The sequence below is a fragment of the Bradyrhizobium sp. WCU1 genome, assembly GCF_053474805.1.
Genome location: NZ_CM130280.1, coordinates 2,692,009 through 2,714,044, shown reverse-complemented (window position 1 = coordinate 2,714,044; position 22,036 = coordinate 2,692,009). Strand labels below are relative to the sequence as shown.

Sequence of the window (22,036 nt, the reverse complement as noted above, 5' to 3'; positions counted from 1 at the left end):
TCCGGCGCGAATTGCGATCCGTGGCGCGATCCCGGCATGACTGAAAGTCAGCCGGGCATGACTGAAACTCATCCAAGGATAGTGGAATGTGTTTACCAGCCGCGCGAATATCCGCGGCAGATGCTGCGGGTTTTGCGGATCGTGCCATTGCCCGGGTGCTGCATGCGTGCAGGTCCTGCCGCCTGCGCTGTTGTGCGGCTTGCGATTGCGGGACGCGCTGCCTAGCTTTCGGCCGCCATTCTCCCCGCCACCACGCGTCCGCAGGTCCCGATGTCGCAGCCGTTTCTGTTTCAGCCGATCACGCTTCGCGGCGTGACCTCCCGAAACCGCATCCTGATTTCACCGATGTGCCAGTATTCGGCGACCGACGGCCTCGCCAATGACTGGCACCTTGTTCATCTTGGCAAGTTTGCCCAGGGCGGCGCCGGGCTCGTGATGGTCGAGGCCGCGGCGGTCGCGGCCGAGGGCCGCATCACCCATGGCGATGTCGGTATCTGGAACGACGAGCAGATCGCGCCGCTCGAGCGCATCGCGGCCTTCCTGAAGGACAACGGCGCCGTGCCCGCGATCCAGCTCGCGCATGCCGGCCGCAAGGCCAGCATGCAGCGTCCCTGGTACGGCAATGCCGCGCTCGACGAGGCCGATCGCGCCCGCGGCGATCTGCCGTGGCGGACAGTGGCGCCGAGCGCGATCCCGATGGAGGAGGGCTGGCTGATGCCGCGCGCGCTCGATGTGGCCGAGCTCGCCGCGTTGCGCGAACAATGGCGGCGCGCCACCTTGCGCGCGGTGGAGGCCGGCTTCGAATTCGTCGAGGTGCATTGCGCGCATGGTTATCTGCTGCACGAATTCCTTTCGCCCTTGTCGAACCGCCGCAGCGACGCCTATGGCGGCGACCGCGCCGGGCGGATGCGCTATCCGCTCGAGGTCATCGAGACCGTGCGCGCCGCCTGGCCCGCGGAGCGGCCGCTGGCGGTGCGGATCTCCTCGGTCGATGGCGTCGAGGGCGGCCTGACGCTCGAGGACCAGATCGCGTTCGCGCGCGAAGCCAAGGCGCGCGGCGCCGATCTGATCGATTGTTCGTCGGGCGGCCTGCTCGGTTCGGCGACGGCGGCGCGGATTCCGCGCGGCTATGGCTTCCAGGTGCCCTATGCGGACGAGATCCGGCGCGCCGCCGAAATCGCCACCATCGCGGTCGGACTGATCCTGCATCCGCAGCAGGCGGAAGACGTGCTGGCCAATGGCCAGGCCGATCTGGTCGCGATCGGCCGCGAGGCGCTGTTCGATCCGAACTGGCCGCTGCACGCCGAGCTTGCGCTGGGCGGCGGAGGCGGCGAGGTGTTCGCGTCCTGGCCCAGGCAGTATGGTTGGTGGCTGGAGCGGCGCGAGCCCGGCCTGCGCAGGCTCGAAGGTCCGCCGCTGCCATACCGCGGCGTTTGACGAGAACAGCTGACAACAAACTTGGGAGGTCGTCTTATGCCAACAATCGCAAAGCGTCCCTATCGCGGCGTCTTCCCGGTGGCGCCGACCATCTTCGATGTCAACGGCAACCTCGACCTCGACGGACAGCGGCGCTGCATCGATTTCATGATCGATGCCGGCTCGCACGGCATCTGCATCCTCGCCAACTTCTCCGAGCAGTTCGTGCTCACCGATGCCGAGCGCGAGACCGTGATGCATACGGTGCTCGAGCACGTCGCGGGCCGCATCCCCGTCATCGTCACCACCACGCATTTCTCCTCGGCGGTGTGCGCCGCGCGCAGCCGCGAGGCGGAGACCGCCGGTGCCGCGATGGTGATGATCATGCCGCCCTATCATGGCGCGACCTTCCGCGTCGGCGAGCCGGCGATCTATGAGTTCTATCGGGTGGTCTCGGATGCGATCGGCATCCCGATCATGATCCAGGACGCGCCGGTCGCGGGCACGCCGCTCTCGGTCGATTTCCTGGCGCGGATGGCGAAGGAGCTCGCCAATGTCAGATACTTCAAGATCGAGGTGCCGATGGCTGCCAACAAGCTGCGCGGCCTGATCGAGAAGGGCGGCAGCGTGATCGAGGGGCCGTGGGACGGCGAGGAGGCGATCACGCTGATGGCCGATCTCGATGCCGGCGCGACCGGCGCGATGACCGGCGGCGGCTATCCCGACGGCATCCGCCAGATCATGGATCCGTTCCTCGCCGGCCGCCGCGACGAGGCGGTGCAGGCCTATGCGCGCTGGCTGCCGCTGATCAATTACGAGAACCGGCAATGCGGGTTGCAGGCTTGCAAGGTGCTGATGCGCGAGGGCGGCGTCATCAAGTCGGACGCGGTCCGGCACCCGCTGCAACCGCTGCATCCGGCCACCCGCGCCGGACTGATTGAGATCGCGCGCACGCTCGATCCGGTCGTGCTGCGCTGGGGGCGCTGAGCCGCACCGGCTGTTGCGTCCGGGTCGTCGCTCCGGCTGCATTCACATAACCGTCAACAACGGTATCTACCGTTCCGATCCGGTACGGGGGAGCGGGGAATTCTCCCTCGCGGGTGGTTACGTCTGACCGGTCAGGCAGCGGATGATCGAAACCTTCCGGGTTGGCCGTTATGCGATGCGCTACGGCCATTTCGTGCCGCGGCTTTACAACTATTGCCGGTCGCTCGGCTTTGAGCGGCAGCGTATGCTGCCGTCACGCGCCTTCTGCTCCGACGAGAGCCAGGGCTATCCGGTCATGCTGCTGGCCCAGCATTTCGGGACGTTTCCGTTCGACCACGGGCGGGTCGGCGGCAAGGTCGCGATCAACCGCCACGGGCCCTATGCCCATCACGGCGAGGACCTGGTGCTGATCCAGGCCAGCCATGTCGGCTACAATCCCGATGACGGCCGCTTCGGCGTCTATCAGCGCCATCGCACCGAAGGCTGCCGGTTCGGAGATTGCTGCGGCAAGCTCTGCGGCGTGCTGCGCTGGTACGAGGACGAATACGCGCATGCCTGCCGGCAGGTGCAGTGCGGCCGGCTCGATGGCGAGCCGGTGTTCCAGATCGACAATCAATATCTCGACGACAGCCGCAGCGAAGGCGTCTTTCTGCGGCTCGACCGCATGGTCGAGACGCCGCCGCAACCGTTGACCGTGCTGAGCACGTCCAAGGTCTTTCGCGCAGGCCATTCGATCCGCGAACGGTTGGGCGAAGCCTGCTTTGGCGAGACGCCGGCGCCGATCGGGACGGCGCTGTCACCCGAACTGTTTCACTTCCGCCGTGCGCTGGCCGAAGGTCCCGAGGGCCATGACCTTCTCGAGGCGGCGCTCGCGCCGGTCATGCCGGCCCTGGTGACGTCGCCGCATCCTGCGCTGGATGCCGCCCGCTTCGTCACCCAGGCCGAGTTCGACCGCACCTATCGGAGCATCCTGCGCGAGCCGGCGTTTGCCACCAAGAACGTCCTGTTTGTCTCCGGCCTGAACATCGACGTCTCGCCGCGCGAGGGATTCCCGTTCCCGTTCACCAAATTCGTGCCCTGGGCGGCCTATGCCCGGCTGTGCGACGGCCGCTCGTTCCTGCTCGAGCAGGAGCAGCTGGTCGAGACGCTCCGCCGGATGCCCGGCGAAAATCCGGATTGCCTGTCGTTCGACGGCACGATCGAGCAGATGACCACCGCGCCGGAAATCCGCATTCCGATCGGCTGATGGATATGACGACGCTTCCCGCCCTGCGTACCCCCGCTCCCCTCAGGCCACGCCTCGAGCGTCTTGAATTCGCAGACCGTGAGCGGGGTCTGACCCGACGTCACTTCATGCTCGGCTGTCTCGGTCTGGCGGCAAGCCAAATGGTTCGCCTGATCGACAGGCTGCAGCAACTGCCGCTGCTGCGCATTCGCTTCCCCTGACGGCATCGCGGCGAGCGCATCTTATTGAATCGCTTTGGCCGTGCGCTCGGTTCACCTCTCCCCATTTGGGGAGAGGTCGATTTGCGAAGCAAATCGGGTGAGGGGCCGCAGCTCCCACGAGGGACCGTAGACCCTCACCCGGCGCTACGCGCCGACCTCTCCCAAGGGAGAGGTGAACCTCCGCCGTCGATCCAGGTTCAACTTAATCCCGTCATGCGCTACAGCCAGCGCGAGACCGAGAAGATCAGCAGCCCGACGAGCCCTCCGACGACGGTGCCGTTGATCCGGATGAATTGCAGATCGCGCCCGACCTGCATTTCGATCCGCATGATCAGCGTTTCGGTGTCCCAGTTTTCGACCACCTTGCGGATGAAGGCCGCGATCTCCTGGCGCCGCGATGCGACGGCGCGCAGCGCGGCGACGCGAAGCCAGCGGTTGATACGGTCGCGCATCTCGGCATCGTCCCGGACCCGGGCGGCAACCGACGTGAGGGCGGTTTCGATCGCGTCCGCAATCGCGGCCGAGGTCGCTGCGGAATTCAGCCGCATCTCGATGGCGTGCCACATCGCGTCGATCTGTCCGATCACGGCGGGATTGTCGAGCATCTGCTGCTTCAGCTCCTCGCCCCTGGCGAGGTATTCGGGATCGGTGGCGAGCCGGTCGATCAGGCGCTCGATCTCGGCCTTGAGCTCGACGCGCCAGGGATGGTTCGGCTCGCGCATCTCGTCGAGCGTCTGGCTGACGCCGGAGATGACGCGGTCGGCCACCATGCCGTCGACCCATTTCGGAACGAACCGGTACGAGCGCTGCGAGACCTTCTTGCGGATCGTCTCCTTGTTGTTGGCGAGCGCCACGCTCGCCGATGTGATCAATCGCTCCACCAGCGCCTGGGCGTTGCCATGCGCCCATAATAGCGCCAGCACCCGCGAAGCGAGCGGGGCCGCCGGAACCGCCGCGATGCCCTGCCGAGTGCGGCGGGTCAGAAAGGCGTTGATCTCGGCGCTCGGCGTCGCCTGCAGGGCCTGATGGACCGCCGAGACCGTGCGTTGGGCCGCGCTGCGGGCATGCGTCGGCCGCTCGATCCATTGCGCCGTCCAGCCGGCGATGTCGACGTCTCGGATGCGATCGCCGACCACGCGGGGCGACAGGAAATTGTTGGCGATGAAGCGGCCGAGCGCGACCGCGATGCGTTGCTTGCTCTGCGGAACGATCGCGGTGTGCGGGATCGGGATGCCGAGCGGATGACGGAACAGCGCGACGACGGCGAACCAGTCGGCGCAGGCGCCGATCATGCCGGCTTCGGCGAAAGCGCGCGGATAGGCCAGCCACGGCCAGTGCGGCTGCGCCATCGAGGTCGCCAGAAATACCAGCAGCATGAACACGAGCAAACCCGTGGCCAGCGTGCGCATGCGGCGAAGGTCGCGCAGCCTGGTGTCCTCAGGCGGAAGCACGGCGCCGATGTCCAATTGCTGCCAAACGCCTCATACCGTCGCGACGCCGCGCCGCGGCCCGAGCCCGGCTGCGATCGCCGCATAGTGTTGTCGAACGCCCGCGCTGCCGTGCAGCCGCTCCAGCCGGCGCACGGTGAAGTGACCTTTCGCGATCTTCTGGAAATGGTCCATGAAGATGACGTTGACGGTTGCGCCGAACGCTGCGCCGATGATCGGCACCGCGCCGGCCGCCGCCTTGTCCGAGACCACCAGCCCGAACCGGGAGACGATTTCGCTGACCAGGTTGGAGATCACCGGGGCGGAGGCATCCACCGCGCCGCGCTCCAGGATGTAGGCGGCGGCGTCGCTGGTGTATTTGCTGATCAGCGCGCGGGCGGCGTAGTAGCCGATGTCGAGATTCTCGTCGGTTCGCTTGGTGCCGTAGGCGAACACTTCGAGGCAGGCGAGCCTGGCCTCGATCCGGGAGAGGTCCTCGCCCTGGTGCCGCGCGATCTCGGCGATCGCGCGCAGCATCAACGTCGTGGTCAGAGGCAGCTCGACCGCGAGCGCACCGAAGCCGAGCAGGCCGCTCACGCCACCGGTCACGCCGGCGAGAAACGATGAAAAGGTGACCGCGGGTGCGGGCGGCGGCTTCTCGTCGAGCGTATCGACGGCGACTTCCAGCCCCTTCATCACCGCCGTGCGCACCAGTCCGCTGAGCTGGCGGTTGGCGGCTTTCGGCAGCAGGCCCAGGACCCGGTTGACGGGGATGCCGGCATAGTCGGCGATCCTTGCCGCGAGGTTGGAGCTCTCCAGCGTCCTGACTGCGGCTTGTAGTGCGGCGTGATCGCCGGGAGGAAGCAGGACGAGCTGGGTGACATCCTGGCTCATTGATAGCGCAGAATTGGCCGGATGCCGTTGAGGCTCGCCAGGATCGCCGAGCCGTTGCTGATGATGGCGGTCACCTCGGGCGTGATCAGGCCGCCCGGCAGGGCCAGTCCGAGCGCCAGCGTGTTGAGCGCGGCGACGATCGCGTAGTTCTGCTTGATGAGGCTGACCGCGCCTTGCGAGATCTCGACCGCCTTGACGAGCTTCCACAGCGAATCTTCCATCAGGATGACGTCGGCGGATTCGTGCGTGACTTCGGCGCCGTGCTTCATGGCGATTCCGACATCGGCGAAGCTGAGCGCCGGCGAATCGTTGATGCCGTCGCCGACCATGGCGACCCGGCGGCCCTGGCGCTGCAGCTCCTGGATGACGCCGGCCTTGTCGGCCGGCAGCATGTCCGCGAAGTGCTCGGTGAGCCCCAGCCGGTTGCAGACGGCCCGCGCCACGACGGCATTGTCGCCGGTCAGCATGATGCTGTTCTTGACGCCCAGCTCATGCAGCCGCTGGATCACCGGACGGCTCTCCTCGCGGATCTCGTCAGAGTAAGGCACGAGGCCCGCGAGCTTGCCGTCCACGGCGATGTAGAGGCTCGAATAGCCGCGCTCGTCGAGCGCCGCGCGATCATGCACCGCGGCGTCGACGATGATCTCGCTCTGGCGCATGAAGCGCTGATTGCCGACATGGACATAGTAGCCGTTGACCTGGCCCTCGACGCCGAGGCCGAGACGGTAGGTGGTCTCGTTGCACGGCGGGATGTTGACGGCGAGCTGGCGGGCGCGGCTGCGCAACGCCTCGGCGACCGGATGTTGCAGCTTGGTCTCGGCCGCCGCGGCGAGCCCGAGCAGGTGGTTCGGCGTGATGTACTTCTGATAGGAGATCACATCGATGACCGCCGGCGTGCCGTGGGTCAGTGTGCCGGTCTTGTCGAACACCATGGTGTCGATCCCGGCGAGCTTCTCCATGTGGCCGCCGCTCTTGATGATCATGCCGGTGCGGGCGGCCAGCGTCATCGAGGACAGCACGGATGTAGGGGCGGCGACGCGAATGCCGGTGCCGTAGTCGACGATGACGAGCGAGAGGAAGCGATTGAAGTCGCCGGAGACCATGGCGGTGCCGGTGGCGAGCGCCAGGGTCGGGGTGACGAGCCGGTCGGCGAAGCGTTCGGCATGGTTCTGCATGCGGGTGTCGCCGATCGGCGCGGATTCGATCAACCGCACGATCTGGCCGGCGGTGGTCGCCGTCCCGACGCGCAAGGCACGCAACGTGATCTGGCCCTCGCGGATGACGGTAGCGGCGAAGGCCGCTTCGCCCTTGCCGCGATGCACCGGCAGGCCCTCGCCGGTGATCGTCTTCTGGTCGATGGTGGCGGAGCCGTCGATGATCTCGCCGTCGACCGGGATCATCTCGCCGGGATACACCACGACGATGTCGCCGTTCTTGAGCTCGGCGGCGGGAATCGACACCACCTCGCCGTCGCGCAGCAGCCAGGCCGTCTTCGACTGGAATTCGAGCAGCTCGTTGATCGCCCGTCGCGAGCCCGCAGCGGTCAGGTCGCGGATCCAGTCGCCGAGCTTGATCAGCCAGGTGACGATGCAGCCGGCCAGCGGGTTGCCCTGGAGCACCGACGCGCTGATCGCGAGCGTATCGAGCACGTCGATGTTCAGCCGGCTCTCGTTCGCCCAGACCTTCCAGGCGCGCTTGGCGATCGGGATCGCATTCCAGAGCATCAGCGGCATGTTGATCGCCGTGATCACCGGATTGGCGCTCAAAGCCATGAACAGGGACAGCGTCGGCAACGCCAGGGGCGAACGCTTCGAGACCTCCGGGACGCTGGCGCGTTGCGCGCCCGCATCCTGCGCGGCGCCGGCGCCCAGCGCCTTGAGGTCGGCCAGGCTCATGCGCTTGAAGCTGTTCAGCAGCAACAGCAGTCTTTGCTCGTGAGCCGGATCGTATTCCAGCACGAGGCTCGCGCAGTCGTAGTTGATCCGCGCGGTCCTGATGCCGTCCTGCGCCCGCAGCCAGCCGAGGCAGATCTCGCCCAGCTTGCGATTTTGGCCGAGCGCGGGAATGCTCAGACGGATGCGCCCTGGCATGGAGTGGCAGAAGCGGAAGTCCATGGATTACGCTCTCGCCCCTGGCGGATCAGGCCGTCGCGCCTGCCGGCTCCGCCTGCTCGGCGTCACGCATGTTGGCCTGGATCATGTGGTTGAGGGCAAACACTGCCAGCGTGACCCAAACCGGCGTCGCCGCGGTGGCGCCGACCTCGAAGATGGTGAAGCCGGCGATGCCGGCTGCCAGCACGATCTTCAGATCGATCACGTTCCCGGTGGAGACCTTGATCCCGTTGTCGAAGTCCTTGAAGAAGTCGACAATGACCCTGGCCGTGTGCGAATGCTCGGCGAGATACTCGGCTTCCTGTTCGATCTTGTTCGCCAGCGCGTCAATTTCATTGGTCGGCGGCTTGTAGTGACCGCCGGTGTGATGCTGCAGCCGGCCGTGAAACTCGTCATGCCGGTCGGTGTCGTAGTGCAGCACGATGCTGCCGGTCGCCGGGTTGACCAGGACTTCCTCGATGCCGGGAATGACGCTGAAGGTCTGCTTGATCTGTTCAAGAAGCTCGGGGTTCTCCTTGGCCGACGGCACCTTCATGCGAATCCGGCCCGGAACCTGATGCGCAATCTGCAGCTTCATCTTGGTCATCGCATTCCTCTCACAGCGTTCCAACGCCGGCGCGGGGACGCGAATGATGCCGTCGTCAAATTGCCTGCAGCGCCGGCGTCGCAAGGTTGATCACCGGCGCGCTTCGCCGTCTTGTGTCTGCCCGTCCGGCCCGTTCAGGCCGCAGGCGACGCCCGGCCGTCTGCCGCCGTCTTGCTTTCCGGCGCCTTGCTCTCGGCCTTCACTTCGGCAACGATGTCGTTGACCTGCTCATGGGCCTCGGCAAACATCTCGCGCGACTTCTGGGCGAACTTGTAGGTGCCGCGAACGGTGGACTTGAACAGCGGATTGAGTGCGCCCGCCAGCTTCGGCAGGTACTTCGGCGCCGCGACTGCGGCAACGCCGAGTGCAAGTCCCGGCAGCAAGGCAGCTTCGAACACCGCAGCACCGACAGCCACCACCGCGACGACCGCAACCGTCTTGTTGATGCCGCCACCCTCCTCGGACTCCTGCTCGGGGGCCTCGTTGTGGAAGGCGGTATCGTGACTGCTACCATTGTGGTTCGGGTTCATCGGAAATCCCTTGTGACCGCTCAACTAACTGCAGTTTCACCAATAACGGCGGATTGAAATGGATTCATGACAGTTTGATTACAGTCGTCCGACCGGCTGCGGCGGCACGGTGTCGCAGCGCAGCAAGACGCGCAATTGCGGGTCGAGAGAGCATCCAAAGCGGCCGCCCAAGCCGCGTGTTTCTGTGTCTTTGTTTATCTATGCTGCTGTTTTGAAACAATAAATGGCTGGTGCTTTCGGCGCGCTCTACCGGTCCCACGTCACCGGCAGATCCAGCAGGCCGCGGAACGCCCAGCCGCCGATCCGCGGCGGCCGGTCCTCGATCAGGCGCAGGTTCGTCAGCCTGGTGAAGATCGCGGGCAGCGCGACGTCGGCGACCATGGCGCGCGAGGCCCAGGCGCCGGCGCAGAAATGCGGGCCGGCGCCGAACGCGATGCTCTTGCTGGCGTCGCGGCGGATGTCGAAGCGGTCGGGCTCGCTGAAATGCTTCTCGTCGCGGTTCGCCGAGCCGAACATCAGGAATACGCGTTCGTTGGTTTCGAATGCGACATCCCGGATCGTCCAGGGTTTGGCGATCCGCCGCGGCGACATCCCGATCGGCGAGATCCAGCGCGCATATTCCTCGAACACCTGCAGCCACGGGATCGCGCCATCAGTCGCCAGCGCCAGCTGATCGGGATGGGTCAGCAGCGCCCACACGGTGCCTGCGATCGCATCACGCGGCTCGTTCTGGCCGCCCGAGATCGCAAGCTTGATGTTGGCGCGCACGCTCGCCATCGGCATGTCGGTCTGCAGCAGCACGCCGAGCAGGCTGAGGTCGGGGGCCTTGCGCAGCCTTGGAGCCATCTCGTCGATCGCGGCGTCGATGCCCGAGGTCGCGGCATGGCAGCGCGCCTCGATCGCGGGATCGCCGACGTAGTTCGCGATGCCGTCGATCATGCCCTGCGACCACGCGTTCATGTCCTGGAAGCGCATGTTGGTGAGGCCGGTGATCGATTTCAGGCACTCAGCCGAGAACGGCAGCGCGAAGGCCTGCACGAAATCGACGACGCCGTCCGGCTTCAGTTCGTCGAGGATGCGCGTCGCGTGTCCGGCGAACTGCGCGGTCCAGTGCGATTTGACGGTCTTCGGTGAGATCGTCGGGAAGATCGCCTTGCGCTCGTTCATGTGCGCGTCGCCGTCCTTGCGCATCATGTTATGGCCCATCAGCCTGTTCATCAGCCCCTCGGGCTGGTGCGACGAGAACACGTCGATCTGCTTCTCGCAGATGAAGATGTCGTCGCGGTTGCACAGCAGCGTGCTGCCGAGCTGCGGCACGAACGCGATCGGCGCTTGTTTGCGCATGCGCGCCAAGGTCGGATAGGGGTCCTGCCAGAAGGCGGGGACGTCGATGTCGAAATGGGGAGCGGTGCTCACGGTGTATGGCCTCAGGTTCTCAACGAGCATAATCCGCCATGCCCATCCGGTCTGTCCCCATGATTTGGGACACACACCGTCATCGCCCGACTTGATCGGGCGATCCAGTATTCCAGAGGCAGTCATTGTCGATTGAGAGGCCGCGGCGTACTGGATTCCCCGCTTTCGCGGGGAATGACAGCAGAGAATAATGGCGGCATGGTCGCGCAAGACGACGCAACCGGCGCAGCGGCAACTTTAGCGCGGGGCGTCAGTTCAGCTGGCGTACTGAGGCCGTCAGCCGCAGCGCGATCGCGAACAGCTCGTTTTGCGAGGAGATGCCGAGCTTGTCATAGGCGCGCTTGCGATAGGTGAGGGCGGAGTGCAGCCCGATGCCGAGGCTGGCTGCGATCGCCTCCGAGCTGAGGCCCGAGAGGATGCGAAGGCAGACCTCCTGCTCGCGCCCGGTCAGCCGGGCGAGCGGCTCTGTGGTCGCAAACAGGGTCTTCAACCGCTCAATGGGATCGACATCCGCTGCCGCGTCGCGCTGGAAGTGCCGTGCCACGGCAGCGGTCAACGCGGGCGCCACTGCGGCGAGGCGCGCGATCTGCGCGCGGCTGAAGCGCCCTTGCGCGGTGATCTGGTAGAAATTGACGTAGAAGCAGGTGTCGCCGGTCCAGATCGCGGAAGCGAACTTGTCGACGATGTCGGAATCGTCGAAGAAGATCTTGCGATAACCGTCGCTGTACATGCGGCGGGCGAAGGTCGGCAGCATGATCGGCGTGGCCTGTGCCTGCCCCTCGAACACCGCGTCACGATTCGGATCGGCCTGGTGGAAATGCTCGGAATAGGCGATCCCGAGGTCGCGCCCGGTCGGGATGTTGCCGACGTCGAGCAGGCACGCGGCGGACCGCGGGCCCGTGAACGAGAACACCATGCAGTGACCGACCCCGGCGACCCGGCGTAGCGTGTCGATCAGGGCCTCCGCAAAGCTGTCGCGGCCAATCGCCAGCAGCGCCGGCGTGATGTCGCTGACGACCGACGTGTTGAAGGCGTGATCGGCCTTCATGGTGGTCCTCCCTGTGTTTCGGGAAGACTAGCAGCGGGATTGCGGGGGTGGAAGCGGTCCCCCCCGTCATTCCGGAGCTCGCGAAGCGAGAGCCCGGAATCCATTTCGCCGCAGGCCTTGTGGCCCGATGGATTCCGGGCTCGACGCTGCGCGTCGCCCCGGAATGACGAGAGGATGTAGGTCGCGGTTTACCTGAAGAAGCCGTTAGGCCCCCGGCACCTGGTCGAGGAAGCCGGTGATGCTCCTGATCCGGCCGTCCTTCAGCAGGGCGAAGTCGGTGCCCTTGATCGGGCTGTCGACGCCGTCGGGCCCGAGGCCCCAGGAGAAGCGGACGTGGTCGCCGAAGCCGTTCGGCTCGCCGATCAGCTTGAAGGTGAAGTCCGGAAACTTCTGCTGCACGCCGGCGATCAGCGCATCGACGCCCTCATGGCCGTCGCCGCTCATCAGCGGATCGACATAGCGCGCATCACTGGTCCAGTTTGTGCTCAGCATCTCGCGGCGCCGGCTCGGCGTCCGCTCGTTCCAGAGCGCGATGTAGTTGCGGGCGACGGTGGCATGGTCGGTCATGGTGCTCTCCTTCTCAAGTGCCGTCCTTAAGCGGCTGTCCGGACTATCGAAGGTTTGCAGGCGTCGATCGATTACCTCTGACGTCATCGCGCGCGTGACGGCGGCGCGGCCTATGGCCTGATATAGGCCTCGGGATCGCCGCGCGCGTGCGCCTCCATCGCATCGAGGAAGCAGCGCACCTTGGCCGGGACGAATTGCCGCGCCGGCAGCAGCGCGTGCACGTTGAGCGGCTCGCAGGCGTGGTCCGGCAACAGCCGCCGCAACTGGCCGGCCGCGACTGCGGCGCGGGTGTAGCTCGCGGTCACCCGCAGCACGCCATGGCCGGCGAGCGCGGCTTGCAGGCGGACATGAGCATTCGAAGAGGTGAGACGCGCGCGATCGACCGCGAGATGCTCGACGGCGCCGCCGGGTGCGGTGATCGCCCATCGCGGATCGCTGGGACCCGTCAGAAGTGGCAGCTGTCTCAGCTCGTCCAGTGTGCGCGGCTCGCCGAACTTCTCCAGCAGCGCCGGCGCCGCGAACAGGCCGCGCTCGAGGGTGAAGACGCGCCGGATCACGATGCCGGCCGACGGCAGCGGCGCCTCCAGCATCGCGAACACGATGTCGTAGTTCTCCGCGATCGGGTTGACGATATCGTGCTCGACATCGATCGCGGATCGCGAGCTCCGGATAGCGGCCCATCACCGCGCAGGCGACCGGCCCCGCGTGATGCGCGCCGAATTCGTACGGCGCCTTGATGCGCAGCGTGCCGGCGACCGCGCTCGACATCGCCAGCGCCTCGCTGTGGGTGTCGTGCAGCGCCGCGAACAGCGGACGCACCTTGCGATAGATCGTCTCGCCGGAATCGGTCAGCCGCAAATGCCGCGTGGTCCGCTCGATCAGCCGCAGCCCGAGATTGGCCTCGAGCCGTTGCACCGCAGCACTAAGGCTCGACTTGGGGTGACCGAGCACGCGCGCAGCCGCACTGAAGCCGCCATGCTCGACAACTTCGCAAAACAGCTCCCAGTCACGCCACTCCATGGCCGATTGTCCATCCACCGGTACAGTGTGTCCAGCCAAATCGGATTATCCCGGCGGCCGCAATCCCCTAACCTCGTTGCAAGCAATATTGCATCGGGAGGGTGAATTGGCTGACGACGACGGGATTTTCCTGCGCAACGCCTGGTACGTGGCGGCGCTGAACCACGAGCTGATCGACGGCAAGAAGCTGGCGCGCACCATCCTGGAGCGGCCGATCGTGATCTATCGCGGCGCCAGCGGAAAGGTCGTCGCGCTCGACGACCGTTGCTGCCATCGCGCGGCGCCGCTCTCGATGGGACGGGTCGAGGGCGACGACATCAGGTGCATGTATCACGGCATGAAGTTCGCGGCCGACGGCAAGTGCATCCAGATCCCCGGCCAGGACGCGATCCCCGCCAAGCTCGGCGTGCGCAGCTATCCCGTGGTCGAGCGCTACAACATGATCTTCATCTGGACCGGCGATCCGGAGAAGGCCGATCCGAAGCTGATCCTCGACTATCCGCCGCTCGAAGATCCCAAATGGCGCGGCCTGCCGGGCTATATGCACTACAAGGCCAACTGGCTCCTGATCGTCGACAACCTCAGCGACTTCGCGCATCTCGCTTTCGTGCACACCAACACGCTCGGCGGTTCCGAGGAATATGCCTACAAGACCAAGCCGGTCGCGATCGAGAAGCTGGAGGACGGTTTCCGCGTCGAGCGCTGGCACATGGGCGCCGATGCGCCGCCCTACCACAAGAAGGTGATCCCGAACAAAGCCGACATGGTCGATCGCCGCAATGTCGGCCGCATGATCGTGCCGGGTATCTTCACGCTCGACACGATGTTCGCGCCGGCCGGGCAGGGCGCGGAGAAGGGCGTTCAGGTGCCGGGCACCCGGCAATACCGCAACGCGCAGTTCATGACCCCGGAGACGCGCTCCTCAACGCACTTCTTCTGGAACTATCTGCACGATTTCGACACCGACAACGCGAACATCGCGCTGTCGCTGCGGCATTCGCTCGAGGAGGCCTTCAACGAGGACAAGGACTTCATCGAGGCGCAGCAGAAGGTGCTCGATGCCGATCCGGATTATCAGTTGCTGGCGATCGGCGCCGACGCGCCGTTGACCTATTTCCGCTGGCTGTTCGCGCGCCGGCTCGATACGGAGAAGGCAACGGCACGGGCCGCATGATCGCGGCGGCGCCGGCTGTCCGCGCCCCGCCAAAGTCGCGCCGGGATCGCGAGATCGTGACTTCCCGGCATGGCTTCCGTTCCGGCTGGTTGACGTAAGGTGTTCGACCTTAATTCGTCGGTTCTTGATCGGGGTCAAGGTTTAGACCTGCGCCGGCCTGACCATCTTGGTCGGCGATCAATCGGTGAATGAGCTTGCGCGAAAAAGCAGACCCCTCTGAACGGAGTGGCAGCACCAACTGGGTGCAGCACGCTTGGCTATGGCCGTTTGAGGCCATGCGATTGGCGCTGGACATCTCCTCACAATGGTACCCGGATCGCCCGGCCGAGCCCACAGATGCGTCAGACGAACAGGAACTGCCCTGGACGACGGCCAATTCCGTCGCGCTGCAATTGCCGACGATGCGCCTGCTCGACTTCTCGAGCGCGGTCGAGGGCCCGCCGCTGCTGGTCTGCGCGCCCTACGCGCTGCACCGCGCGAAGATCGCGGATCTTGCACACGGCCACAGCCTGATGGCGGCGTTGCAGGAGGCCGGTACTGCACGTCTCTATCTCACCGATTGGCGCTCGGCGACGCCGGAGATGCGGTATTTCTCGATTGACACCTTTCTGTCCGATCTCAACGTCGCCGTTGACACCATCGGACCACCCGTCGACCTCGCAGGTCTCTGTCAGGGAGGATGGCTGTCACTGCTCTATGCGGCGCGCTTTCCCGACAAGGTGCGGCGGCTGGTGCTTGCGGGCAGCCCGGTTGACGTGTCGGTGCCGTCGGAGCTTTCCAGGATGGTCGCCTCGCTCCCGCAGCAATCCTTCGAGGCAATGGTGCGGCAGGGTGAAGGGATCGTCAGCGGCGAGCACATGCTTCAGGTCTGGAGCCTCCCGTTCAACCTGCTTGACGTGGAGGCTGCGCTGCAGCGGCGGCTCGACGGCAAGTCGGAGGATGCGCGGGTCCTGCTCGATCGCTTTACGCGCTGGAACGACGAGACGCTTGATCTGCCCGGCACCTACTACCTCGAAGTGACCGACTGGATCTTTCGCCAGAACCGGATCGCGGCCGGAGACTTCGTTGCGCTCGGTCGCAAGATCGATCTTGCCGCAGTGACCTTGCCCGTCTTCCTGCTCGCTGCGGAGAAGGACATCGTTGTTCCGCCTGATCAGGCATTCGCGACAATGCGGCTCCTGGGCACGCCGCCCGCATGGTTGCAATGCGACACCGAGCCGTGCGGCCATCTCGGCCTGTTCGTCGGCTGCATGGCCCTGACCGGCCCGTGGCGCCGGATTGCACGCTGGCTTCAGTCCGATCTCGACGAGGCCACAGGCGGGCGAGCGCGGATCAGCGCGTGAGGCGCCAAATGAAAATGCCCCGAACTGCGGTTTCGCAATCCGGGGCATCGAACGTCCATCGCGATGTCGCGCTTACTTGTCGCGCTTACTTGGCCGCGACGACCATGATCTCGACATTGTACTGGGGCGCCGCAAGCTTGGCCTCGACGGTGGCACGGGCCGGGGTGTTGCCCGCGGAGACCCAGCCATCCCACACCGCGTTCATCTCCGGGAAGGTCTTCATGTCGGTGATGTAGATGGTCGCGCTGAGGAGCTTCGACTTGTCGGTGCCGGCCTTGGCGAGATGGCCGTCGATGATCGACAGGATGTCCTTGGTCTGGTCGGTGACGCTGCCGCCCGCCGCCTTGCCGGCGACGACGCCGGCCAGATAGACGGTGTTGCCGTGTACGACAGCCTGGCTCATGCGCGGGCCGGTTTCGAAACGCTGAATGCTCATTTGGGTCTCCACTTGAATGGCGGAAACTCTCTAGCCTGCCGGCGCGTCCGCCGCCACTGCGCAATTTGCAGCACGGCTCACGGAAATCGCCTGAATTGCACCGAGATCACCTCGGCGCAATCGCGTTGTCACGAATGCGGCTGGAACGCCCAGCGCGCGAACAGGGCGATCCGCTCGGCCGGCCACGCGCCATCGCACGGCATCGTGCCGGCCTCGAGGCGAGCCAGAATCTGCCGACTGTGCTTGCTGACGTCTTCCTCCTTCCAGAGATCGAAAGCGAACAGCATCGAATTGCGGTCCATCGGCCGGAACAGCGGCCGGATGTGCTGTTCGAATTGCACCTCTTCATCGGGACCCGGCAGCACGACGCTGACCTCGTTCGCGCCCTGCGCATCGTCTGCGATGGCGGATGGTCGCGCCGCGGGCGTCGCGTTGCAGACCCACCACCAGCGCGGCACCGGCATGTTCGGCGGCGGTGTCGCGTCGGCGCCGGAATTCTCCACCGCGATCCGCGAGCCCCATTCGATATAGGCGACGAAGGCGGCGCGGAATTCCGGATCGGATGGCAAGCCGGCGTCGTCGGCGCTCTGCACCATGTAGGTGGCCCACAGCGCGCGCTGCTCCGGCCGGATCTCCTTGCCGATATGTTGCGACACCATCCGCCGATAGCCGCCATAGCGTTCGGTATAGAAGCGCGGGCCACCGAACACTTCGCTCAGCCAGGCCGCGACCCGTTCCGGATGGTCCGGCGACATCTCGGCGAACAGCGGGCCGAGCAGCGGATCCTCCGGCACGTAGCGGCTGTAGAAGATGCGCGTCATGTCGAGCAGCGCCGGATAGCCGCCAGCCCATTCGAACAGCGTCGGCTCGCGCAAGGGATCGGGGACGGGATCGTGAAAATCGACATTCCAGTGCATGCCGCTGCAGAACGGTTTGTTCAGCGATGAACCGCAGCGGCACAGGCTGGCATGTTCCTGCGACGCACCTTCGTTTCGTGCGATCGGCGCGCCATCCTCACCGACCAGTTCGACATGGCCGGTGAGCCGATAGGGGCCGTCCTTCGACACTTCGATCTGCGGCGGCCGGTCGACGTCGGACAGGTTGGTGTCCCGCGCGGGACCAATGCCGATGCCGAGTGCGCCCGACGGACACCTGCGCACCGCGTTGATGAGATCATCCAGACGCGCCCCGCTTGGCGCGATGAAAGGCTCCTCGCCGAGATGAAACACGGAATTGAGCCGGTCGGTGCAAAAGCCGGAATGCGCGCAGGTGCCGCGATTGTCGAACACATAGGCTTGTTGTCCCGCATGGACGTCGAGCTTGTCGGGCACCCGCCGCGGATCCCTGCCGTCGGTGAAGCCGCGCGCGACGTGGCTGTCGTCGCAGAACGGCTTTGTCTGCGATTGTCCGCAGCGGCACAGCCGCACCGGCGCCTCGGCTGCAACAGGCACACCGAGATGATCGACGATCGCAATGCCGGGCTCGGCTTCGTAGGGACCGTTGCTTCTGACGACGATGCGCTTGCGCGGCTTCTGCTTGTCGTTCGCACGCTCGACGGAACTGTCTTCTGTCATGCCTTGCAGTATTCCCTGAACTCGCCCAACCCGCGCAAAGCGTGCTTAGATGGATCGATGGCGGCGCTCAACGAACCAGATGGAAAGTGCCGCAGGAGAGTTGCGATGATCCGCAAGACCAAGCGCAAATATGGTTGCCCGGTCGAGTTCTCGATCGACCAGCTCAGCGGCAAATGGAAGACCGTGATCCTGAGCCGCCTCAAGGTCCGCCCGATGCGCTACGGCGAGTTGCGCCACGACATTCCGCAGCTCAGTGACAAGGTCTTGACCGAGCGCCTGCGCGATCTCTGCAACTCGGGGTTCGTCAAGCAGGAGCGCGGCGGCGGCGCCTCGCGCTATTGCCTCACCAGGCGCGGCGAGATGCTGAAGCCGATGCTGCAGGCGCTGTACGATTGGGGCGAGGCGAATGCGGACACGTTCGGGGTGCGCTTCGCCAGCGTGGAGGTGGAGTAGGGCAAGATGAGATCGGGCTGTGGCCGCGGGGCGAGGGACACTTTGCGCAATTTCTGAATATTAGAAGAATGCACCTGAGTTGCCCGACGTGTCAAGTCGCTCGGTCGCTCGGTGCCTGACCGAACGCCAGCGGCTCCTTTGCATGGGGTTGTTTTCGATATTTTAAGCCCGCGTGCCTAACCCACCGCCTTCGCCGCCGCGCGCCCGGCGTTGCGGCCGGAGAACAGGCAGCCGCCGAGGAACGTCCCCTCCAGCGAGCGATAGCCGTGCACGCCACCGCCGCCGAAGCCGGCGGCTTCACCGGCGGCATAGAGCCCGCTTATGATCTGGTGATCGTTGCCGAATACGCGTGAATCGAGATCCGTCTCGAAGCCGCCGAGCGTCTTGCGGGTCAGGATGTTGAGCTTCACTGCGATCAGCGGGCCGTGCTCGGGATCGAGGATGCGGTGCGGCTTGGCGGTCCGGATCAGCCGGTCGCCGATATAGCGCCGCGCATTGTGCAGGTTCATCACCTGCGCATCCTTGACATAGGGGTTGGTGATCTCGCGGTCGCGCGCCTCGATCTGCGCCTTGATAGCGTCGGGCTGCAACAGGTCATTGCCGGCGAGCTTGTTCATGGCAGCGACGAGGTCGGCGAGGTTGTCGCGCACGATGAAGTCGGCGCCATGCTGCTTGAAGGCTTCGACCGGCGCCGGCGCGCCCTTGTTGGTGGCGCGCTTGATCGTCATGCGCCAGCTCTTGCCGGTCAGATCAGGGTTCTGTTCGGAGCCTGACAGCGCGAACTCCTTCTTGATGATGCTCTGGGTCAGGATGAACCACGAATAATCGTAGCCGGTGCCCATGATGTAATGCAGCTGCCCGAGCGTGTCGGAGCCCGGGAACAGCGGCGCCGGCAGCCGCTTGCCTGATGCGTCGAACCACATCGACGACGGCCCGGGCAGAATCCGGATGCCGTGACGCGGCCAGATCGGGTTCCAGTTCTGGATGCCCTCGACATAGTGCCACATGCGGTCGCGGTTGATCAGCCGCCCGCCCGCGGCCTCGGTGATCCCGATCATGCGGCCGTCGACATGTTCGGGCACGCCGGAGATCATGAACTTCGGCGGTTCGCCGAGCCGCCGCGGCCAGTTTTGCCGCACCAGGTCGTGATTGCCGCCGATGCCGCCGGAGGCGACGATGACAGCCTGCGCGCGCAGCGTGAAATCGCCGACCACATTGCGCGAGGAGCTCTTGCCGCGCTCGACCGAACTCGGTTCCAGGATGGCGCCGCTGACGCCGTCGACCGTGCCGTTGCTGACGCTGAGCGCATCGACGCGATGGCGGAACTTGAACACCAGCAGTCCGCTCCTGGCGGCCTCGCGCGCGCGGCGCTCGAACGGCTCGACGATGCCGGGGCCGGTGCCCCAGGTGACGTGAAAGCGCGGCACCGAATTGCCGTGGCCCATGGCGTCGTAGCCGCCGCGCTCGGCCCAGCCGACGACGGGGAAGATGCGATGGCCCATCGCGCGCAGCCAGTCGCGTTTCTCGCCCGCCGCGAATGCGACATAGGCCTCCGCCCATTTGCGCGGCCAGTGATCCTCGTCACGATCAAAACCCGCGGTGCCCATCCAGTCCTGCAGCGCGAGGTCGATCGAATCCTTGATGCCGAGCCGGCGCTGTTCCGGCGAATCGACCAGGAACAATCCGCCGAACGACCAGAAAGCCTGGCCGCCGATGCTCTGTTCCCCTTCCTGATCGAGCACGATGACGCGCTTGCCTGCGTCGGCGATCTCGGTTGCGGCGACCAGGCCGGCAAGTCCGGCGCCGATCACGATCACATCTGCATCGTCAGCCATTTTGGTGTCCCCCGTCCCGCCGCGATTCAAGACCGCGTCACTGTTCGCGGTCAACGCCAAATGGACCTTGCCTGTGGCGGCAAGGCATCAAATGGTTGCGGCAAGTTGTTCCGGTTTGGGACCTTTTCCACGCGCCACTGCAGCGTGCGCGCAACACCCAATTTGATTTTGTTTTGACCGGCTTCGCTCGTCTGGACAAAAATCCAGTCTCGCAACACGCTCACGCCGTCTGCATCACAAGACCAACAGATTCGGTTTGGACTGGGGCTGGCCAATGAAGTTGATGACGGGGTTGCTCGCGGCGGTTCTCCTGCTGGCGGGAATGGGGGCGTCACAAGCAGTGGTCAGGATCGCCGACGATCGCGGCGGCAAGATCGGGGTCTATGTCGACAAGTACCAGGACCTGCGCACGTCGGGTGAGACCGTGATCATCGACGGGCTGTGCGCCTCGGCCTGCACCATCGTGCTCGGCAAGGTTCCTCATGACCGGATCTGTGTGACCTCGCACGCCAGTCTCGGCTTCCATGCCGCCTGGGATTACGGCGACAACGGCCGGCCGGTGCCCAACCCCGAAGCCACCCATATGCTGTACCTGATGTACCCGCCGGCGGTGCGCAAATGGATCAACGATCGCGGCGGCCTGACCCGGCGGATGATCTTCCTGCAAGGCAAGCAGCTGCAGGCGCTGTACAAGCCGTGCTATCTCAACGCCCAGGCTTCGGCGCCCAAACCCGCGCACTGAGCGGCCGATCTCGGCCTAACGTCCTTTCGCGCATGGCCGGTAACCTGGGGCATGATGGGACAGGCAGCGGAAATCGGCTCGCTATCATTTGACGGCCCGCGACCGCCATAGCGCTTGCTGCCTTGGGGAACCCGGCTTATCTGAACCGGATGGTTCAGCCGATCTCCACCCGATCCGAGCACGTGACGGCTCTGCAGGGCCGGGTGGCGTCGATGATCCTGTGGGGCGCTGCCGGCATCGGCGGATTGGCCTTGCTCGCCGCTGCCGCGCTCTGGTTCCACTACGGGACCGCGGTGTTTTTCGAAATGATCACGGCCGGCATCTCCGCCTGCTTCTGACAAGGACGCCCTCACACCATGACCCGGACCACGCGCCCATTGGTGATCTTCGCTGCCTTCGCGGGCAGTCTGGCGGTCGGCCTGTTCCTCATGCTGTGGGCAGTCGGCGGCTTGCGCACCGTCGCAGCGCCGGCCGCGATCGGCGGGCCGTTCCAGCTCACCGATCAGTCCGGCCAGACCGTCACCGACAAGAACCTCCAGGGCAAGCCGACGCTGATCTTCTTCGGCTTCACCCATTGCCCGGACATCTGCCCGACCTCGTTGTTCGAGATTTCCGAGGTCCTGAAGGCGATGGGCAAGGACGCCGACCGCGTGAACGCCTATTTCGTTTCGGTCGATCCGGAACGCGACACCGCTGCGGCGATGAAGGACTATCTGTCGAGCTTCGATCCGCACCTCAAGGGCCTGACCGGCGATCCCACAGCGATCGCCAAGGTGCTGTCGAGCTATCGCGTCTACGCCAAGAAGGTGCCGCTGAAGGATGGCGACTACACGATGGATCACACCGCGCTGATCTATCTGATGGACCGCGACGGCCATTTCGTCGCGCCGTTCAATCTGAAACGGACGCCCGAAGAGGCGGCGGTCGATCTCAAACGGTATCTCTGACCGCCCTTTCCGGTTCGGGATTCGCCCAATCGGCGCTCGCATCACGCGCCGGATGGTCTATAAGCCGTTCAATTCCCTGATTAT

General features: G+C 65.4%; 22 protein-coding genes and 1 pseudogene. 10 read left to right on the top strand and 13 right to left on the bottom strand.

Annotation, left to right across the window (positions count from 1 at the left end):
* The first annotated feature begins 270 nt into the window (after positions 1 to 270).
* The 4 genes from ACTUWL_RS12575 to ACTUWL_RS12560 all read left to right on the top strand — a co-directional run bounded on the left by ACTUWL_RS12575 (position 271) and on the right by ACTUWL_RS12560 (position 3,849).
* Positions 271 to 1,437 (top strand): NADH:flavin oxidoreductase/NADH oxidase, encoded by a 1,167-nt coding sequence (locus ACTUWL_RS12575; protein ID WP_021076952.1) that lies wholly within the window; start codon positions 271 to 273, stop codon positions 1,435 to 1,437.
* Between the two features lie 36 nt (positions 1,438 to 1,473).
* Complete coding sequence (locus ACTUWL_RS12570) at positions 1,474 to 2,403, top strand: dihydrodipicolinate synthase family protein (protein ID WP_021076951.1); 930 nt, start codon at positions 1,474 to 1,476, stop codon at positions 2,401 to 2,403.
* Between the two features lie 142 nt (positions 2,404 to 2,545).
* Positions 2,546 to 3,649, top strand: a complete 1,104-nt coding sequence (locus tag ACTUWL_RS12565; protein ID WP_021076950.1) for a hypothetical protein — start codon at positions 2,546 to 2,548, stop codon at positions 3,647 to 3,649.
* Entirely contained in the window at positions 3,649 to 3,849 is a 201-nt protein-coding gene (locus ACTUWL_RS12560; protein WP_021076949.1) for a hypothetical protein, read from the top strand. The genes ACTUWL_RS12565 and ACTUWL_RS12560 overlap by 1 nt, the downstream gene beginning before the upstream one ends.
* Before the next feature lie 218 nt (positions 3,850 to 4,067).
* Here the strand turns inward: ACTUWL_RS12560 and ACTUWL_RS12555 are convergent, their stop codons facing one another.
* From ACTUWL_RS12555 to ACTUWL_RS12510, 10 genes and pseudogenes are all read right to left on the bottom strand, one after another.
* Positions 4,068 to 5,300 carry a DUF445 domain-containing protein gene (locus tag ACTUWL_RS12555; RefSeq protein ID WP_021076948.1) on the bottom strand — a complete coding sequence of 411 codons (1,233 nt, stop codon included), beginning with the start codon at positions 5,298 to 5,300 and terminating at the stop codon, positions 4,068 to 4,070.
* A gap of 30 nt (positions 5,301 to 5,330) precedes the next feature.
* Positions 5,331 to 6,170, bottom strand: coding sequence for an EcsC family protein (locus ACTUWL_RS12550; protein ID WP_021076947.1), 840 nt, complete (start codon positions 6,168 to 6,170; stop codon positions 5,331 to 5,333).
* The gene (locus tag ACTUWL_RS12545; RefSeq protein WP_021076946.1) at positions 6,167 to 8,284 is read right to left on the bottom strand and encodes a heavy metal translocating P-type ATPase; all 2,118 of its coding nucleotides are present in this window, start codon (positions 8,282 to 8,284) and stop codon (positions 6,167 to 6,169) included. Before ACTUWL_RS12545 ends, ACTUWL_RS12550 begins: the two co-directional genes overlap by 4 nt.
* Positions 8,285 to 8,309: 25 nt before the next feature.
* Positions 8,310 to 8,867 (bottom strand): HMA2 domain-containing protein, encoded by a 558-nt coding sequence (locus ACTUWL_RS12540; RefSeq protein ID WP_021076945.1) that lies wholly within the window; start codon positions 8,865 to 8,867, stop codon positions 8,310 to 8,312.
* Positions 8,868 to 9,001: 134 nt separating this feature from the next.
* Positions 9,002 to 9,397 (bottom strand): DUF5132 domain-containing protein, encoded by a 396-nt coding sequence (locus ACTUWL_RS12535; protein WP_021076944.1) that lies wholly within the window; start codon positions 9,395 to 9,397, stop codon positions 9,002 to 9,004.
* A gap of 246 nt (positions 9,398 to 9,643) precedes the next feature.
* Positions 9,644 to 10,813, bottom strand: coding sequence for a cytochrome P450 (locus tag ACTUWL_RS12530; protein WP_035650115.1), 1,170 nt, complete (start codon positions 10,811 to 10,813; stop codon positions 9,644 to 9,646).
* Between the two features lie 250 nt (positions 10,814 to 11,063).
* Positions 11,064 to 11,861 carry a helix-turn-helix transcriptional regulator gene (locus ACTUWL_RS12525; RefSeq protein WP_021076942.1) on the bottom strand — a complete coding sequence of 266 codons (798 nt, stop codon included), beginning with the start codon at positions 11,859 to 11,861 and terminating at the stop codon, positions 11,064 to 11,066.
* 204 nt (positions 11,862 to 12,065) lie between these two features.
* Entirely contained in the window at positions 12,066 to 12,428 is a 363-nt protein-coding gene (locus ACTUWL_RS12520; RefSeq protein ID WP_021076941.1) for a nuclear transport factor 2 family protein, read from the bottom strand.
* Positions 12,429 to 12,538: 110 nt separating this feature from the next.
* Positions 12,539 to 13,018 (bottom strand): LysR substrate-binding domain-containing protein, encoded by a 480-nt coding sequence (locus ACTUWL_RS12515; RefSeq protein ID WP_021076940.1) that lies wholly within the window; start codon positions 13,016 to 13,018, stop codon positions 12,539 to 12,541.
* Positions 13,019 to 13,322: 304 nt separating this feature from the next.
* Positions 13,323 to 13,448 (bottom strand): annotated as a pseudogene (locus ACTUWL_RS12510) (helix-turn-helix domain-containing protein); the annotation flags it as partial.
* Positions 13,449 to 13,554: 106 nt separating this feature from the next.
* Between ACTUWL_RS12510 and ACTUWL_RS12505 the strand changes: the two are divergent.
* Positions 13,555 to 14,622, top strand: coding sequence for an aromatic ring-hydroxylating dioxygenase subunit alpha (locus tag ACTUWL_RS12505; protein WP_021076939.1), 1,068 nt, complete (start codon positions 13,555 to 13,557; stop codon positions 14,620 to 14,622).
* Between the two features lie 188 nt (positions 14,623 to 14,810).
* Entirely contained in the window at positions 14,811 to 15,965 is a 1,155-nt protein-coding gene (locus ACTUWL_RS12500; protein ID WP_373011637.1) for an alpha/beta fold hydrolase, read from the top strand.
* 85 nt (positions 15,966 to 16,050) lie between these two features.
* Here the strand turns inward: ACTUWL_RS12500 and ACTUWL_RS12495 are convergent, their stop codons facing one another.
* Together ACTUWL_RS12495 and ACTUWL_RS12490 are read right to left on the bottom strand one after the other, a co-directional pair.
* The gene (locus ACTUWL_RS12495) at positions 16,051 to 16,401 is read right to left on the bottom strand and encodes a RidA family protein (protein ID WP_021076937.1); all 351 of its coding nucleotides are present in this window, start codon (positions 16,399 to 16,401) and stop codon (positions 16,051 to 16,053) included.
* A 128-nt stretch (positions 16,402 to 16,529) separates the two neighbouring features.
* Complete coding sequence (locus tag ACTUWL_RS12490; protein WP_021076936.1) at positions 16,530 to 17,975, bottom strand: CDGSH iron-sulfur domain-containing protein; 1,446 nt, start codon at positions 17,973 to 17,975, stop codon at positions 16,530 to 16,532.
* A 105-nt stretch (positions 17,976 to 18,080) separates the two neighbouring features.
* On the opposite strand from ACTUWL_RS12490, the gene ACTUWL_RS12485 reads away from it, so the two are divergent.
* Positions 18,081 to 18,428 (top strand): winged helix-turn-helix transcriptional regulator, encoded by a 348-nt coding sequence (locus ACTUWL_RS12485; RefSeq protein WP_021076935.1) that lies wholly within the window; start codon positions 18,081 to 18,083, stop codon positions 18,426 to 18,428.
* 176 nt (positions 18,429 to 18,604) lie between these two features.
* On the opposite strand, the gene ACTUWL_RS12480 is transcribed toward ACTUWL_RS12485, so the two are convergent.
* Complete coding sequence (locus ACTUWL_RS12480) at positions 18,605 to 20,263, bottom strand: FAD-binding dehydrogenase (RefSeq protein ID WP_021076934.1); 1,659 nt, start codon at positions 20,261 to 20,263, stop codon at positions 18,605 to 18,607.
* A gap of 274 nt (positions 20,264 to 20,537) precedes the next feature.
* On the opposite strand from ACTUWL_RS12480, the gene ACTUWL_RS12475 reads away from it, so the two are divergent.
* From ACTUWL_RS12475 to ACTUWL_RS12465, 3 genes are all read left to right on the top strand, one after another.
* Positions 20,538 to 21,005 carry a hypothetical protein gene (locus tag ACTUWL_RS12475; protein ID WP_021076933.1) on the top strand — a complete coding sequence of 156 codons (468 nt, stop codon included), beginning with the start codon at positions 20,538 to 20,540 and terminating at the stop codon, positions 21,003 to 21,005.
* 182 nt (positions 21,006 to 21,187) lie between these two features.
* On the top strand, positions 21,188 to 21,343 hold the full coding sequence (locus ACTUWL_RS12470) for a hypothetical protein (RefSeq protein ID WP_307756333.1): 156 nt from the start codon (positions 21,188 to 21,190) through the stop codon (positions 21,341 to 21,343).
* An 18-nt stretch (positions 21,344 to 21,361) separates the two neighbouring features.
* Positions 21,362 to 21,952, top strand: a complete 591-nt coding sequence (locus ACTUWL_RS12465; protein WP_021076931.1) for an SCO family protein — start codon at positions 21,362 to 21,364, stop codon at positions 21,950 to 21,952.
* Positions 21,953 to 22,036: the final 84 nt, after the last annotated feature.